Genomic DNA, 15564 nt, shown 5'->3' with positions numbered 1-15564 from the left:
TTTTTGTGCTGTATACGGCCAATCTCCAAGGGAGAATTGAATGACAGTAAAGATTGGCATCAACGGATTCGGACGTATCGGTCGTCTGGCCTTCCGGCGCATCTTTGAGCTCCAGGCCCGTGGCGGCGACGCCTCCAACATCGAGGTTGCCGCCATCAACGATCTGACCACCCCGGCCATTCTGGCCTATCTGCTCAAGTACGACAGCACCCAGGGCACCTTCCGTCACGACGACGGCACCCCTGTCTCGGTCACCTCCACCGACACCGCCATCGTGGTGGACGGCAAGGAGTACCCGGTCTATGCTGAGAAGGACGCCAACAACATCCCCTGGGTCAAGAACGACGGCGTGGACTATGTGCTGGAGTGCACCGGCTTCTACACCTCGGCCGAGAAGTCCCAGGCCCACCTGAACGCCGGAGCCAAGAAGGTTCTGATCTCCGCCCCCGCCAAGGACGACACCACGCCCACCGTGGTCTACGGCGTCAACGAGGAGACCCTGAAGTCCTCCGACAAGATCATCTCCGCCGGATCCTGCACCACCGGCTCCCTGGCCGCCATGGTCAAGATGCTGGATGACAACTTCGGCATCCGCATCGGCTACATGACCACCATCCACGCCTACACCGGCTCCCAGATGCTGCTGGACGGCCCCAAGGGCAACAAGCCGCGCAACACCCGCGCCGCCGCCATCAACACCATCGAGCACTCCACCGGTGCCGCCAAGGCCATCGGCAAGGTCGTTCCCTCCGTCGACGGCAAGCTTCAGGGCCATGCACAGCGCGTGGCCGTTCCCTCCGGCTCCGTCACCGAGCTGACCTGCGTCCTGGACAAGAAGGTCACCGTCGACGAGATCAACGACGCCGCCAAGAAGGCCTTCGAGGGCAAGGACTACTACGGCTACAACGACGAGGGCATCGTCTCCTCCGACGTGATCGGCGACACCCACGGCGGCATCTTCGATCCCACCCAGACCGATGTCAACACCCACGGTGACGACCAGCTGGTCCGCACCGTTGCCTTCTACGACAACGAGTATGGCTTCACCAGCAACATGATCCGCACCCTGCTCTACTTCGCCAAGCTAGGCGACTGAGCATCCGGCCGGCACCTCCGGCCATAACGATTTCGGGGTCCGTTCCCTACGGGGGGCGGGCCCCTTGTTGATAATCAGCGCCTCCGGGTGAGCGCCCGCATGGCCAGGTCGCAGACCAGGCCGACGACCATCCCCGCCAGAAAGCCAAAGGCCATGACGGCCAGAGGATTGTTTTCCAGCCATGAGGCGGCCAGATACCCCAGGGTCCACATATAAATCGACCAAAGCAGGCCGGCCAGGGCAGCCAGGGGCAGATAACGGTTCAGCGGATACCGCGCCGCGCCGGCCGTCAGATTGACCACGGTCCGGCCCGAGGGCACGAAGCGCGAGGCCAGTGTGAAGAAGCCACCCCCCTGCAGCAGGGCCCGGTGGGCCCACGAGGTCACAGCCTTGCCTGCGGCACCTCGGAAGACGGCCAGACGATTCAGCGGGACCAGCCGTCCCAGTCCATAGGTGCAGGCATCGCCGCCTGCGAAGGCCAGGGCGCATACCAGAAAGACCAGGACGGGAAGGGGTCTTCCCGTAGCCCGGAAGGCCGAAGCCGTGGCCAGGACCATCAGCTCCGTGGGTATGGGGATGATCAGGGCATCCAGAAAGGCGGCCAGGAACAGCACGGCCAGCCCCCAGCCGCCCGTCACCGCATCGAGCAGCCAGGCATTGACAGCGGTCATGGACCACCCTTTCCGCGCGATCGCGCCAAAGACACCCCTCAGCCTCCCTAAACGGTCAGTACCTTAGCATGGAGTCATGAGCAAGAAGAAGCGTGCGGATTCGGATGCCGCGACTCCGGCCATGGCCCAGCTGGAGCGTCTGGGGGTTCCTTTCACCATCCACGAGTATCATCACAACGCGGACCATATGGATCAGGGGTACGGTATCGAGGCAGCCAAAAAGCTGGGCCTGGACCCGCGCACGGTCTACAAGACCCTGATGGCCGACACGGGCAAGGAGCGGGTCATCGGCATTGTGCCGGTGACCGGCCACCTGAACCTCAAACACCTGGCGGCGGCCGTGGGCGCCAAGAAGGCCCGCATGGCCGACAAGGCCCAGGCCGAGCGTGAGAGCGGGTACGTCCTGGGCGGCATATCGCCCTTCGGCCAACGCACCGCACATATCACCGTGCTGGACCAGGGCGCCCTGGAATTCGACACCATCATGGTCTCCGGCGGCAAGCGCGGCATCAGCCTGGGCCTGGACCCTCGGGATCTGATCCGCGTTCTCAAGGCCAAGACCGCCCCTCTGGCCACCGACTGAGAGATTTTAGCGTTGGGGTCTAGCCCTGCGGCTGTGGAACCTTCCTGGATGCCCGTGCGGGGCGCAGTGCGGCAGGCAGGACGAAGTGCATGTGCTCGTCGACCGCCCGGGCCCGGGTCACCTGGGTGAACCCTCGGGCGGCCAGGGTCTCCAGCACCCCCTGAACCAGGTTTTCAGGAACCGAGGCACCCGAGGTGAGCCCTACCGAGTCCATGCCCTGCAGCCAGGTCGGGTCCAGCTCACCGGCATCGTCGACCCGATGGGCCCTCTGCTCGCCCTGACCGGGAAACCGGATATCCAGGGCCTGACGGGCCACCTCGACCAGGCGCACCGAGTTGGAGGAGTTGGCCGACCCCACCACAATCATGCAGTCCGCCTGGCCGGCCACCAGCTTGACCGCCTGCTGCCTGTTCTGGGTGGCGTAGCAGATGTCCGAGCCCGGTGGCTCCTGAATCCAGGGGAAGCGTCGGCGCAGGGCCGCGGCCAGGTCGGCGGTCTCATCAAGGCTCAGAGTGGTCTGGGTCAGCATGACCAGCGGGGTGTCGGGCCCGAAGTCCAGGGCCTCGATATCGGCCTCGTGCTCCACCAGGTGAACCCGGTCCGGTGCCTCCCCCATGACTCCCACAGCCTCGTCGTGCCCACGGTGGCCTATGTAGATAATCGAGTAGCCGTCGCGAACGAAGCGCTGGACCTCCCGGTGGACCTTGCTGACCAGTGGGCATGAGGCATCGACCACGCGCATCCCCCGCCGCTGGGCCTCCTTGACGACCGAGGGGGCGATTCCATGGGCCGAGAAGACCACGGGCACCCCGGCACGGACGGCCTGGTCAGGAATCTGCTCCAGTTCGTCCACAAAGACGGCCCCCCGCCGGGACAGGTCCTCGACCACATGCCGGTTGTGGACTATCTGCCGGCGCACATAGACCGGTGGCAGACCCTGATCCTGGTGGGGGTTGTCCGCATCCAGGATGGTCTGCACGGTCTGGATGGCTCGGTCCACCCCCGCGCAGAACCCGCGTGGATCAGCCAGGATGACCCGCCCATGCCCCTGCGGGGTCGGCTGTTCGCACACGGTGGTCCGAAATCCTGCCACTGCCGCTCCTTATCGATGTCAATCCGGACAATCCCGGACGATGCAAGTCCATGGTAGAAAGCCGGAGTGGCCCCCGGTAGTCCATCCGCCACTCTTTCACCAAGAAGCCAAGACCGTCCAGGCGCTAGGATGGTGACGTACCAAGCATCAACGGCACTATGGAAGTGGGAGCATGCATACGAACGAGATGATGGGCGGGGCCGTGCCCCGGACAGGACAGCAGTACAGCATCCGTCACGGGGATTACGAGGCGGTGGTGACCGAGCTGGGAGCCATCCTGCGCGTCCTGAAATACCGGGGAAAGGACCTGCTGGCCTCATTCAACCCGGATGGAACCGTACCCTGCAGCAACGGGAACGTGCTGGTCCCCTTCCCCAACCGGATCGAGGACGGCACCTACGACTTCCAGGGCCACACCTACACCCTGCCCATCGACGAGCACGACCGGAACACCGCCATCCACGGCTACGGATACCGGGCCTACTGGGGGCTGCAGGCCCTGACCGAGGACTCCGTCAGCCTCTCCTGGCGGGTACCGGACATGGGCGGATACCCCTTCGACGTGGTGGTCACCGTCACCTACACCCTGGACGACCAGGGGCTGACCATGACCACACGGGCCCTGAACCTGGGCGACGAGGCCGCACCGTGGGCCTTCGGCATCCACCCCTGGCTGGCCAATGGCAAGCAGGGCGTCGGTGACCAGATCCAGAAGGACAACGCCCCCTGCACCCTGTCCATCCCCTGCCGCACCCACGTGGTGGTCGATCCGGACAGGCTGCTGCCCACCGGCACCGAACCCGTCCAGGGACGGACCGATCTGCGCCAGGGCCCTGTGCTGGGCGAGGATGCGAAATTCGACGATGCCTGGACCGATGTGGAGCGGGACGATGACGGCACCTGCTCGGCCTGGTTCACCCGGCCGGACGGCATCCGCATTCAGCTCTGGGGCGATGAGACCATCACCTCCTGGCAGGTCTGCACCGGGACCGGCTTCGACGCAGGCATGCGTCCGGCCGGCGTTGCCGTGGAACCCATGACCGCCTATGCCAACGCCTTCAGAACTGGTCGGAACCTGGTCATTCTGCAGCCTGCCGCCGTCTACACCACCCAGGTGGGATACCGGGCGCAAGAGGTCTGAGCAGCCTGGCTGGTCGACAAAGGTCAGCCCGGTGTGCGATAATCGGCAAGGCTTATAGGTTCATCAGTAGCAAAGGAGTCCAATCATGGGCATGCGCGGACGCAAGCGCAGGGATCGCCGCAAGAAGGCCGCCAATCACGGCAAGAGGCCGAACACCTGATCGTCTGCCCCGGCACCAACGGTGCCGGGGTTTTGCATATATACATAAAAACCATGGCTGCATAGGCATGACCATGGTTCCTGCAACTACCGAGACAGCCGGACAGACCCGCTCTTCTGCCAAGAAGCCGACCGGGCCTGCTTGGCTGTATCTACTTGTCCGTGGCGCGATCCGGTGTCCCCTGCTCCAGTTCATCCATCTGATCGAACATGTGCCTGAGCCGATCCAGCAGACAGTCCGGCGCGCATTCGGGACGCAGATACCGGCGCAGCTCCTCGATGACCATGCGCTCCCGCTCGTCGCAACAGGATTCCGGGTCGAAGCAGTCACTGGGGTCCACGCAGGAGGCATCCTGGTAGATGCGCAGGCTGGTATGGGACACCCTGACGGAGCCACCGTCATCGTAGGCGTAGTGACTCATCTCCACGCGTCCGTCCATGCTCCTGCCCGCTTCCTGATACCCGATCTTCGGGGGCCCTCAGTGCCCCTTGCTGCTGATCTCTTTTTTTATACTAGGCCTGGCAGCACCGGCACCATGTTGTTCCGCTGAGGGCTTGCCTGCAGCACCGCGCCCCTGCTGGTAGCCGCGCTCCTGGGCATACCGCTCCAGCTCCTGGCGCAGCTGCGAGCGCGCACGGTTCAGCCGGCTCATGACCGTGCCGATCTTGATACCCTCCTCATCGGCCACCTGCTGATAGCTCTTGCCGTCAATGGCAGCGTCGATGAAGACCCGTCGGCGTTCCGGACTGAGCCGGTTCAGGGCTGCCATGATCTCCTCGGGGGCGAAGGTCTCCATGTATTCCTGCTCGGCGGATTTGAGCCCCTCGGACCCATGTTCCGAGGCCGAATAGATGTCCCAGTCGTTGTACTCGCCGGTCGAGTCGTTGGCCCTCTGCGGGCGCCGCTTGGCCTTGTGGTACTGGTTGAAGTAGGCATTGCGCTCGATGGTGGTCATCCAGGCCTCGAAGTTGCTGCCGGGCTGGAAACGGTCGAAGGCCTTGAATCCGCGTTCGAAAGTGTCCTGGACCAGATCCTGGGCGTCGTCGGGGTTGTTGGTCAGGCGCATGGCCTGTCGGTAAAGCACGTCCACCGCAGGCATGGCCAGGGCCTCGAATTGACGTTTTCTGCTTTCGAGTTCGCTGGTATCTGCCACACCCCCATTGTGCCATCCCCCCTCGCCCGTTGCGGTTCCGACCCGGTCGCGGGCAGGTCGCTCCTCGGTTACCATAATGGCAGAGGAGAAATCGCTTATGGAAAACACCGAGCACACAAGCATGGAGCAGGCGCTTGCGTCCGCCCCGCAGCAGGAGGGGTCGACACGCCTGGGGGACTCCTGGCTTCTGGGGTTCGACACCGAGACCACGGGCACCAGACCGGGCAAGGACGGCATTGTTTCGGCCAGCCTGGTTCTGCGCGACCCGGCCAAGGGCTACTCAGGGGATGCGGTAGCCACCTGGATAATCAATCCGCACCGGCATATCAGCAAGGGGGCCAGTCGGGTCAACGGGTTCACCGATCAGCAGCTGGCCGCCGAAGGCATGGAGCCTGAGCAGGCCACAGCACAGATGGCCGGATTCATCGCCCGCGCCCAGGACAAGCGCATTCCCCTGCTGGCCTACAACGCCCCCTTCGACGTGCAGATGCTGGACGGGGACATCGCCCGCTGGTGCGCGGGTTCGGTCAAGCCCCTGAGCGAGGGCGATCTGCTGGTGGTGGACCCTCTGGTCCTGGACAGGGAGATCTCCCATCGGTCCGGCCGCCGCAACTTGGGAATGACCAGCGAGTACTACGGCGTCATCCCCCACGGCAACTTCCACAATGCCACGGCGGATACTGTGGCGGCCGTGGACCTGATCAAGCCCATGACCACCCTGTTCCCCCAGGTGGCCCGAATCACCATGGACTCCCTTATGGACTGGCAGCGGCAGGCACAGGCCAAGTGGCGGGAACAGTTCAACCAGCACCTGATCTCCCAGGGCCGCCGCCCGGTCACCGACTCCTGGCTCTGACCTTTCATCACCGGACCCGGTCACTTCCTGTATGGGACCCGAGGCATATGTATATTTTCGGTCAAGGGGTGGCAGGACTCCTCTGTGCCTGCCTGGCCGGGACTATAGACTTGGACCTGGCCTTGACCGGATTGCAGTCGGGCTGAAAGAATCCCATCAGACGAGGAGGAAGACGGCATGGCGCTGACGATGGCTTCGGCCCTGGAGCTGCTGCGCAAACACGATCAGCTGCGCGAGGTGATTCAGGGTGATCGATGGACCTTGGATCAGCCCGCGGATCACCATTTGCTCAAGCCCTTCACCGACGTCACCTACGACACCCGCCAGGCGGGACCCGGCAGCCTGCTCTTCTGCAAGGGGCATTTCCTGCCCGAGTACATGGATGCCTGTGGTCCCGAAGGTCCGGCGGCCTACGTGGCCCAGCAGGACCTGTCCGCTCACACCAGCGCCCCGGGAATCATCGTCAATGACGTGCGCAAGTCCATGAGCCTGCTCTCGGCCGCCTTCTACGGCTATCCGCAGAACCAGCTGACCCTGGTGGGGATCACCGGCACCAAGGGCAAGACCACCACCGCCTACTATCTGCACGCCATGCTGGGCGAACTCTCCGGAGGTCGCGCGGCCCTCTTCTCCTCTGTGGACAACTGCCTGGACGGCCGCCATTACGTGGAATCCCAGCTGACCACGCCCGAGTCGCTGGACCTCTTCCGCATGATGCGCCAGGCGGTGGATGCCGGCATGCGCTACCTGGTCATGGAGGTCTCCTCCCAGGCCTACAAGGTGGATCGCGTCTACGGACTGACCTTCGACCTGGGGGCTTTCCTGAACATCTCACCCGACCACGTCAGCCCCATGGAGCACCCCACCTTCGAGGACTACCTCTACTGCAAGCGCCGCATAGCCTACAACAGCAGGCAGCTGGTCATGGGAGCCGACATCCGGAGGGCCGACCTGATCCGCCAGGATGCGAGCGCCGCCGGCATTCCAGTGACCACCTTCGGTTTCGGTACCCAAGAGGCCGATTTCGTGGCACGTAAGGCCCCGGGCAAGGGCAACGACTATCTGATCGGCCCTGCCAGTGGTCCCATGACCCCGGTCAGCCTGTCCATAGCCGGTGATTTCAACGCCTTGAACGCCATAGCCGCCTTTGCCATGCTGAACAGGCTGGGGCTAGAACCCGATGCCGATGCGCTCCACGCCATGGAGAAGATCCGCATCGCCGGCAGGATGGAATGCTTCCAGGCCGACAACCGGATTGCCTATGTCGATTACGCCCATAATTACGCCTCCATGAAGGCCCTGCTGGACTTTGTGGATGAGCGCTACGGCGAGCGCAAACCTGAGATCACCCTGGTCTGCGGAGCAACCGGCGGCAGGGGAATCGACCGCCGAAAGGGCATCGTCCAGGCATCCCAGGACCGTGTCGATCGGCTCATTCTGACCGCTGACGACGAAAACGAGGAAAGCTCGGAACATGTGGACCAGGAGATGCTGAGTTTCGTCACCAACGCCAACCTGGAGACCAGCATCGTACTGGACAGGACTAAGGCCATCGAACAGGGCCTTGGCCAACCGGGCCAACCCGGAGATCGTCTGCGGATCATTCTGGTCACGGGCAAGGGCGAGGAACGTTGGTTCAAGAACAAAGGCCGCCACGTGCCCTACGAGGGCGACGACCACGTGGTGGCCCGTCTGCTGGGCACGAAAAGCTACGACCTGGGAGCCACCGGCGCAGCCAAGGTCTGACGATCCCGGCAGGTTCTAAGATGGAAAGCCGAATGCCCCACGGCAGGGTGGGGCGCACGAGCACATGGTAGGTGGTTTCAAAAACATGAAAGAATTCCAACCGGTCATACTGGGTACCGACATCAACACCTACGGGATGGCGCGAGCCTTCCACGAGGTCTACGGCCTGGTCTCCACCGCATTCGGCCACTACCAGCTCTCCCCCACCAAGTACAGCAGGATCCTGGACCTGCATCTGGTCCACGACTTCACCAATCCCGAGGTCTTCGTGTCCACCCTGAACGAGTGGGCCGACGCTTATCATCGGGACCACCCAGGGGCCACCCTGCTCCTGCTGCCCTGCGGGGACACCTACGCCAACCTGCTGGACGAATTCGGCGAGCCCCTGCGCGAGCGGTTCGTCTTCAACGCCATCGACAAGGAACTGAACCGGTCCCTCTCCCTGAAATCCTCATTCTATGAGCTCTGCGACCGCTATGACCTGCCCCACCCGAAGACTATTTCGGTGGATGCAGATGACGTCAAAGCCGGCCGCCACCGCAACCTGCCCTTCGACTACCCGGTGGCCATGAAACCCGCGGACAGCGACGAGTGGCTGGGCATCGACTTTCCCGGCAGGAAGAAGGCCTTCATCTTCAGCAACCCGGATGAGCTGGACACCATGATCCGCAGGTCCTACCAGGCCGGGTACACCTCTCAGATGGTCATCCAGGACTTCGTGCCCGGGGGCGATGACAATATGAGGGTGCTCAATGCCTATGTGGACCGTCACCACCGGGTGCGCATGATGTTCCTGGGCCATCCCCTGCTGGAGGATCCCGCGCCCGAGGCCGTGGGCAACTACGCGGCAATCATCCCCGACTACAACCAGGACATCTTCGACCGGATCAAGGCCTTCCTCGAGGACATCAAATACAGCGGTATGGCCAACTTCGACATGAAATACGACCCGCGCGACGGGGTCTACAAGCTCTTCGAGATCAATCTGCGTCAGGGCCGCAGCAGCTACGTGGTCACCCTGAACGGTTTCAACCTGGCCCGCTACTTCGTGGACGACCTGGTCCTGGACACCCCCTTCAACGGACGCACCGTCTTCGGCCGGGGGCACCGCCTCTGGATGGAGATCCCCAAGGACATCTTCCGCAAATACTGCGCCGAATCCGAAGACAAGCGACAGGCCATGGCCATGATTCGCCGCGGGGACTGGGGCACCACCCTGGAGTACAGCAAGGACCGCAATTTCAGGCGCTGGCTGCTGATTCGACACATGTTTGCGATCTATCGGCGTCGTTACCGGCGCTACTTCCGTGACAAAAGGACACTGGCATGAGGAACTTCTTCGTCGTCCTGGGCGGCATGGGCACGCTGGCCACCGAGAGTTTCGTACGGGTGCTGGACCGGTTGACCGGGGCGCACCGGGACCAGGACTTTCTGGACTACGTGGTCTTCAACCACGCCACCGTGCCCGACCGCACCGACTTCATCCTGGGCCGCAGCAAGGATGACCCCTTCCCCTATCTGGCCGAGGACGTGCGCCAGGCCACAGCCATAGGGGCCTCCTTCATGGTCATGGCCTGCAACACCGCCCATCAGATTCTGCCCAGGCTCCAGGCCCTGACCCCGGTGCCCATTTTGAGCATGCCCCAGGCCACCATCGACTGGGCCGATCGGCACTATCCCGCGAAATCCCATCCGCGCATGGGGTACATGGGCACCGAGGGATCCCGCCATGCCGCCATCTACCAGGGCCCGGCCGACAGCGCCGGCTACCGGCTGGTGGACCCGGACCAGGCCCTGCAGGACCGGGTGAGCGCGCTGATCTACGACGACGTCAAGGAAGGGCGACTGGACCGGGACCGCTACCTGGGCGTCCTCAATGCCTTCCTGAACGACTACCACTGCGATTCGGTCCTGCTGGGCTGCACCGAGCTCTCGGTGCTCAACGAGGCCTACCCCATGCCGCAGCTGCCCATCGTGGACTCCCAGGCGGTCCTGGCACAGGTCACCCTTGATCGGGCTCGGGCTCTTCGCAACCGGAACGATCCGGATCCTTCAACCGCTGGGAGATGACGGCCGTCACCCCGTCCCCCCGCATGGTGACCCCGTATAGGGCGTCGGCGATGCCCATGGTCCGCTGCTGGTGGGTGATGATGATCAGCTGGGCATGCTCCCGCAGCTGTTCGAAGGCCTTGAGCAGCCTGGTCAGGTTGACGTCGTCCAGGGCGGCCTCGACCTCGTCCATGACGTAGAAGGGGCTGGGCCGGGCCGTGAAGATGGCCAGGAGCAGGGCCAGGGCCGTCAGCGACCGCTCCCCGCCCGAGAGCAGGGAGAGCCTGCGGACCTTCTTGCCGGCCGGGCTGGCCTCGACCAGAACGCCGGTGGTCAGCAGGTCGTCCGGGTCCTCCAGCCGCAGCCGCCCGCGCCCGCCGGGGAAGAGGGTGGCGAAGATGCGCTCGAAGGCCTGGGCGGTGTCGTCGAAGGCCTCCTTGAAGACCGTGACCATGGTCGAATCCAGATCCTTGACCAGGGCCATCAGATCGTCCCGGGAGCCTATCACGTCCTGACGCTGCTCGTGCAGGTAGCGGTTGCGGGACTCAAGGGCCTCGTATTCCTCGGTGGCCAGCGGGTTGACCTTGCCCAGGGCGGCCAGGTCCCGCTTGGCCTTGGCCAGCCGCTTCTCCTGCTCACCACGCTGGTAGGGCACCGTTTTGAAGGCTGGCGTATCCCCGTCTTCCTCCGTCCCCTCCTGGTCCAGGGGCACCGGATTGCCCTCGTCGTCCAGGACGGGCACCGGACGATCGGGACCGTATTCGCGGATCAACTCCCCCGGTTCCATGCCCAGGTCATCCTGGATGCGCTGACGCAGACGGCCGTCCTCACCGGCCAGGCGCTCCCGCTCCAGATCCAGACCGTGCTCATCCTGGCGCAGACCGGCCACCTTGGGTTCCAGAGCATCCCTGCTGGCCCTCAGATCGGTCAGCTCCTTGCCATGGGCCGAAGCCTTGGCCCTGAGCTGATCCCGGCGGCGGGCCGCATGATCCATCCTCCCCTTGATCAGCTGGGTCAGCAGGTCGGCCCTGAGCGCGATAAGCCCCAGGGAGGCCATGCCTGCCTTGCGACGACGGTTCTCCTCGCCTATCCGCTGACGATGGCGTTCGGCCTGGTCGGCCTGATCCCGCAGCAGATCAATCTGCCGCAGCAGGGAGGCATGCCGCCGGTCGCTCTCGGTCCAGGTCAGCTTGGCCTCCATCTCGGCGGTGCGGGCCTGGTCCAGGGCCGTCTCCAATTCATGCTGCCGGTCTTCCATGCCCTCCGGGTCATCATGGTCGGACCCCCCGTCCTCCTGGGCGCGGGCCAGGCCTGACTTGAGATCCTCCAGTTTGAGTTCGTGGGTGCGCACCTGGTCGCGCACCTGGGCCAGCCGGTCATCCAGATCCTTGACCCCGGCCTGTGCCCGATCCGATTCCTTGCTGGCAGCGGCCAACTCCCGGGCGGCCTGCTCGGCCTTGACCCGGGCCTCGGTGCACTGGTTGCGCGCCTCCTGCAGCTGCTGCTCAGCCTGCTCAAGGGCGGCACGGGCCGCATCCATCTGCGGCTGCAATGCCTTGGATTCCTCCTGGAGGGTCTCCACCTGTGCCAGGGCCTTATCCCTGCGTGCGGTCAGCGCCAGATCACTGGTGGCCGGGGCGGAACCGCCCACAGCACCCACCCGGTCGTAGAGGTCGCCCAAGCGGGTCAACGCCTGCTGCCAACCATCCTTCAGGGCACGTCGGGCCTGATCAGCGTCATCGACGGCAGCTGTGGAGGCCAGCAGACTGCGGACAGCTTCCAGCACCCCCTGGGCACGGTCGGGGTCGGCAGGATGCTCGCGCAGGACCACCAGGTCGGCGGCCGACCGCCAGGGGCCATCACCGGGCTTTACGCCTGCCCCCTTGAGCGGGCCTGATGCCGAGATCAGCGCGGCGCGTCCCAAACGGTCCCGGCGGGCCCGCTCCAGGGTCCGGTCGACCGTCTGGCCATCCCTGGCCACCAGGGCCGAGGCATAGTTGTTCAGGGCCTGGGCCAGGGGCTCCTCCCAGCCCCCCTCCACGCGGACGAAGTCGGTCAGCTGACCGAGCAGGGCCGGATCCCCGGCCTGGGACAGGGCCTCGCCGGCGCCGCGATGGTCCAGCGTGTCCGCCAGGGCATCAGCCTTGGCCTGGGCCGAGATGGCATCGGACTGAATCCGACGTTCCCGCTCCTGCAAGTCGTTGAGCCTGCTGCGGGCCTGGTCCCTGACCCGGCCTGCCTGGTCCAGGGCCTGTCTGCCGTCCTGGTCAGGGCTCTCCTCCTGGCTGTCCAGGTTCCGCACCCGGTTTCTGGCACGCTCCAGACCCTCCTTGACCTGATCCTGCTGTCGGATCAGGTCACGCTCGCGCTGCCTGGAAAGCTCCAGAGCCGATTCCTCCTTGGCCACCAGCTGCGCCAGGTCGCCCAACCGAGCCTGCCGCTTTCTGGCCGCCTGCCGCAGCTCGGTCATGGTCTGCCGGTGAGCGGCCAGCCGCCGCTCCAGATCCGCACGGGCTTGAACACAGCCATCCAGGGCGATCCGGTCGGCTCCGACCTGACCCTCCTCCTGGTCGGCCTGCCCCCTGAGTTCGTCGGCCCGCCGCCTGAGCACCCCGGGATCCTGTCCCTGGTCGGCCACCATGCCGGCCTCCAGCGAACGGCTGCGCTCCCTGGCCAAGGATGCCAGGGACCCGGCCCGCTCACCCAGCTTGGTCAGGTCGTTCCACTGCTGGTTGACCGCATCCAGGGCCGGACTGGACTTTCGGTCCAGCCCCTCCAGCTGTTCGATGCGTAGCTTGACCCTGGTCAGGTCCTCCTGCCCCCTGGCCAGCTGCCCCCGGGTCTGAACCAACCGCGATCGCAGATCCTCCAGCTTCCTCTGCGAGGTCAGGGCGTCGTCGGCATGGATGCGGGCCTGGGCGTCCCGCAGGCTGACCTGGATCATGTCGGCCCTGCGGGAGACCTTGGCCTGGCGGCCCAGCGGCCCCAGCTGCCGATGAATCTCGCCGATCAGGTCGTCCAGGCGGGACAGGTTGGCCTCGGTGTTGGCCAGCTTGTGCAGGGCCCGCTCCTTGCGCTTGCGATGCTTGAGGATGCCGGCCGCCTCCTCGATGAAGGCCCGATGGCCGGCCGGATCAGCCCGCAGGATGGCATCCAGCCGCCCCTGGCCGACGATCACGTGCATCTGCTGGCCAAGCCCGGTGTCGCTGAGCAGCTCCTGGATGTCCAGCAGGCGGCAGTCTGACCCGTTGATGGCGTATTCGGACCCGCCGTTGCGGTAGATGGTCCGGCTGATGGTGACCTCGGTGTAGTCGATGTCCAAGGTCCGGTCGGTGTTGTCGATGGTCAGGCTGACCTGCGCCCGGCCCAGGGGCGGCCTGGAGGAGGTGCCTGCGAAGATGACGTCCTCCATGGATCCGCCACGCAGGCTCTTGGCCCCCTGCTCGCCCATGACCCAGGCCAGGGCGTCGACGATATTGGATTTGCCTGATCCGTTGGGGCCCACCACAGCGGTGATGCCCGGCTCGAAGCGCAGGGTGGTGGCCGAGGCGAAGGACTTGAAGCCCTTGAGGGTCAGCTCCTTGAGATACATCAGGCGCGCTCCGCCTTAGGCTTGGCCAGATCGGGGTTGGGACGCTCGGCCAGCAGGGTGCGGGCGTCGCCGGCGGTGACGAAACTGCCGCAGATCAGCACCCCCCGGCCATAGCCCACGCCGGTCTGGTCCTCGCTGTCGACCATGTCGACGGCGGTCTGGATGGCGTCGGGCATCCGGTCGCGCCGGACCACCCGGTCTGGCCCGAAGACCCGGACGGCGACCCGCTCCAGATCCTCGGCCGGCATGACCCGGCCCTTCCAGGAGTTCTCGGTGACCACGACGCTGTCCAGCACGGGCTCCAGTATGCCCAGATAGTCCTCCACCTGCTTGTCGGCCATCATGGAGATCACGCCCACCAGCTGCTTGAAGTCGTAATTCTCCTCGATGGCCGCCCGCAGGGACTGGGCCGCATTCAGGTTGTGCCCGCCATCGATGATGATGGTGGGCGAGGTGCGCACCTGCTCGATCCGTCCGGGGATGCGCACCTGGCTCAAGGCCTCGGCCACCAGATCCTGGTCCAGGGCCCCGTTGACGGGGATGACGGTCTCGGCCGCCGCCAAGGCCGCCAGGGCGTTGTGGGCCTGGTGCTCGCCGAACTTGTCGATGGGCACATCCTTGTAGAGTCCCTGGGGCGTGCGCAAGGTGGCCACCTGACCGCCAACTGCGGGCATGCGGGAGACCACCTCCAGCTCGTTGCCATCCCTTAAGAGGGTGGGGGCGCCCTGCTCACGCACGGCCTGCTCGATGATGGGCATGACGGCATCCTCATGGGGCTGGGCGCCGACGATGACCGTGGACTTGGGCTTGATGATCCCGGCCTTCTCCCCTGCTATCTGCTCGACCGTATCCCCCAGCCACTGCATATGGTCCATGTCCACCGGCCCGATGATGGAGGCATCGCCATCGAGGACGTTGGTGGCATCCCAGCGGCCGCCCATCCCCACCTCGACTATGGCCACGTCCACGGGGGCGTCGGCGAAGGCCCAGACGGCCATGGCGGTAAGTACCTCGAAAAAGCTCATGGGAGCCCTGCCCTGCTGGGCGAAGCGGTCGTCCACCATGGCGATGAAATCCTCGATCTGCTGGTAAAGGTCTACGAAGTCCTCGTCTGAAAGCTCCTTGCCGTCGATGGCGATCCGCTCGTTGATCCGCTCCAGGTGTGGCGATGTATAGAGCCCGGTGCGCAGACCGTAGGCCCGCACCAGAGCCTCGGCCATCCGCGCCGTGGACCCCTTGCCGTTGGTCCCGGTGACGTGGATGACCCGGAAGCTGTGCTCGGGGTGGCCCAGCAGGTCCAGCATCATCCCCATCCTGTCCAAGTCCAGATTGGGGCTGTCATGCTCGGCGGGACGCGCCATGATGGCCCGCTCGACATCGCGAATATCCTGACCCTTGCTGTTGGGGTGTTCGAATGACATATT

General features: G+C 64.9%; 14 protein-coding genes. 8 read left to right on the top strand and 6 right to left on the bottom strand.

From position 1 onward, the window contains the following. Positions 1-40: 40 nt before the first annotated feature. Positions 41-1096, top strand: a complete 1056-nt coding sequence (gene gap / locus JF70_RS02880) for a type I glyceraldehyde-3-phosphate dehydrogenase (protein ID WP_015021610.1) — start codon at positions 41-43, stop codon at positions 1094-1096. Between the two features lie 74 nt (positions 1097-1170). Here gap and JF70_RS08470 read toward each other — a convergent pair whose 3' ends face one another. Further along, the gene (locus JF70_RS08470; RefSeq protein WP_052690707.1) at positions 1171-1767 is read right to left on the bottom strand and encodes a DedA family protein; all 597 of its coding nucleotides are present in this window, start codon (positions 1765-1767) and stop codon (positions 1171-1173) included. Positions 1768-1843: 76 nt separating this feature from the next. On the opposite strand from JF70_RS08470, the gene ybaK reads away from it, so the two are divergent. Then, positions 1844-2350, top strand: a complete 507-nt coding sequence (gene ybaK / locus JF70_RS02870) for a Cys-tRNA(Pro) deacylase (RefSeq protein ID WP_045935223.1) — start codon at positions 1844-1846, stop codon at positions 2348-2350. 19 nt (positions 2351-2369) lie between these two features. Here the strand turns inward: ybaK and JF70_RS02865 are convergent, their stop codons facing one another. After that, positions 2370-3443 (bottom strand): 4-hydroxy-3-methylbut-2-enyl diphosphate reductase, encoded by a 1074-nt coding sequence (locus JF70_RS02865; protein WP_045935222.1) that lies wholly within the window; start codon positions 3441-3443, stop codon positions 2370-2372. A 172-nt stretch (positions 3444-3615) separates the two neighbouring features. Between JF70_RS02865 and JF70_RS02860 the strand changes: the two genes are divergently transcribed. Next, positions 3616-4584, top strand: coding sequence for an aldose 1-epimerase family protein (locus JF70_RS02860; RefSeq protein WP_156149576.1), 969 nt, complete (start codon positions 3616-3618; stop codon positions 4582-4584). Positions 4585-4669: 85 nt separating this feature from the next. Next, positions 4670-4744, top strand: coding sequence for a 50S ribosomal protein bL37 (locus tag JF70_RS09280; RefSeq protein WP_099327425.1), 75 nt, complete (start codon positions 4670-4672; stop codon positions 4742-4744). Between the two features lie 151 nt (positions 4745-4895). Here JF70_RS09280 and JF70_RS02855 read toward each other — a convergent pair whose 3' ends face one another. Beyond that, entirely contained in the window at positions 4896-5183 is a 288-nt protein-coding gene (locus JF70_RS02855; protein WP_231578822.1) for a hypothetical protein, read from the bottom strand. A gap of 39 nt (positions 5184-5222) precedes the next feature. After that, positions 5223-5843, bottom strand: a complete 621-nt coding sequence (locus tag JF70_RS02850; protein ID WP_052690825.1) for a sigma-70 family RNA polymerase sigma factor — start codon at positions 5841-5843, stop codon at positions 5223-5225. Positions 5844-5994: 151 nt separating this feature from the next. Here JF70_RS02850 and JF70_RS02845 point away from each other — a divergent pair, with 151 nt between their 5' ends. From JF70_RS02845 to JF70_RS02830, 4 genes are all read left to right on the top strand, one after another. After that, entirely contained in the window at positions 5995-6753 is a 759-nt protein-coding gene (locus tag JF70_RS02845) for an exonuclease domain-containing protein (RefSeq protein WP_052690706.1), read from the top strand. A gap of 177 nt (positions 6754-6930) precedes the next feature. Next, positions 6931-8499 (top strand): Mur ligase family protein, encoded by a 1569-nt coding sequence (locus JF70_RS02840; RefSeq protein ID WP_045935220.1) that lies wholly within the window; start codon positions 6931-6933, stop codon positions 8497-8499. 85 nt (positions 8500-8584) lie between these two features. Beyond that, positions 8585-9829, top strand: a complete 1245-nt coding sequence (locus JF70_RS02835) for a carboxylate--amine ligase (RefSeq protein ID WP_045935219.1) — start codon at positions 8585-8587, stop codon at positions 9827-9829. Beyond that, a complete protein-coding gene (locus JF70_RS02830; protein ID WP_045935218.1) occupies positions 9826-10569 on the top strand; it encodes an aspartate/glutamate racemase family protein in 744 nt (247 codons plus the stop codon). The genes JF70_RS02835 and JF70_RS02830 overlap by 4 nt, the downstream gene beginning before the upstream one ends. On the opposite strand, the gene smc is transcribed toward JF70_RS02830, so the two are convergent. Together smc and JF70_RS02820 are read right to left on the bottom strand one after the other, a co-directional pair. Beyond that, on the bottom strand, positions 10502-14140 hold the full coding sequence (gene smc, locus JF70_RS02825; protein ID WP_045935217.1) for a chromosome segregation protein SMC: 3639 nt from the start codon (positions 14138-14140) through the stop codon (positions 10502-10504). The two genes, JF70_RS02830 and smc, sit on opposite strands and share 68 nt — an antisense overlap. Then, the gene (locus JF70_RS02820; RefSeq protein WP_045935216.1) at positions 14140-15561 is read right to left on the bottom strand and encodes a bifunctional folylpolyglutamate synthase/dihydrofolate synthase; all 1422 of its coding nucleotides are present in this window, start codon (positions 15559-15561) and stop codon (positions 14140-14142) included. The genes smc and JF70_RS02820 overlap by 1 nt, the downstream gene beginning before the upstream one ends. Between the last annotated feature and the right edge of the window lie 3 nt (positions 15562-15564).

The organism is Bifidobacterium mellis (assembly GCF_000967265.1).
Classification (GTDB): Bacteria; Actinomycetota; Actinomycetes; order Actinomycetales; family Bifidobacteriaceae; genus Bombiscardovia; species Bombiscardovia mellis.
Note: the sequence above shows the minus strand (reverse complement) of the source record. Positions and strands in the feature narration are given on the sequence as shown.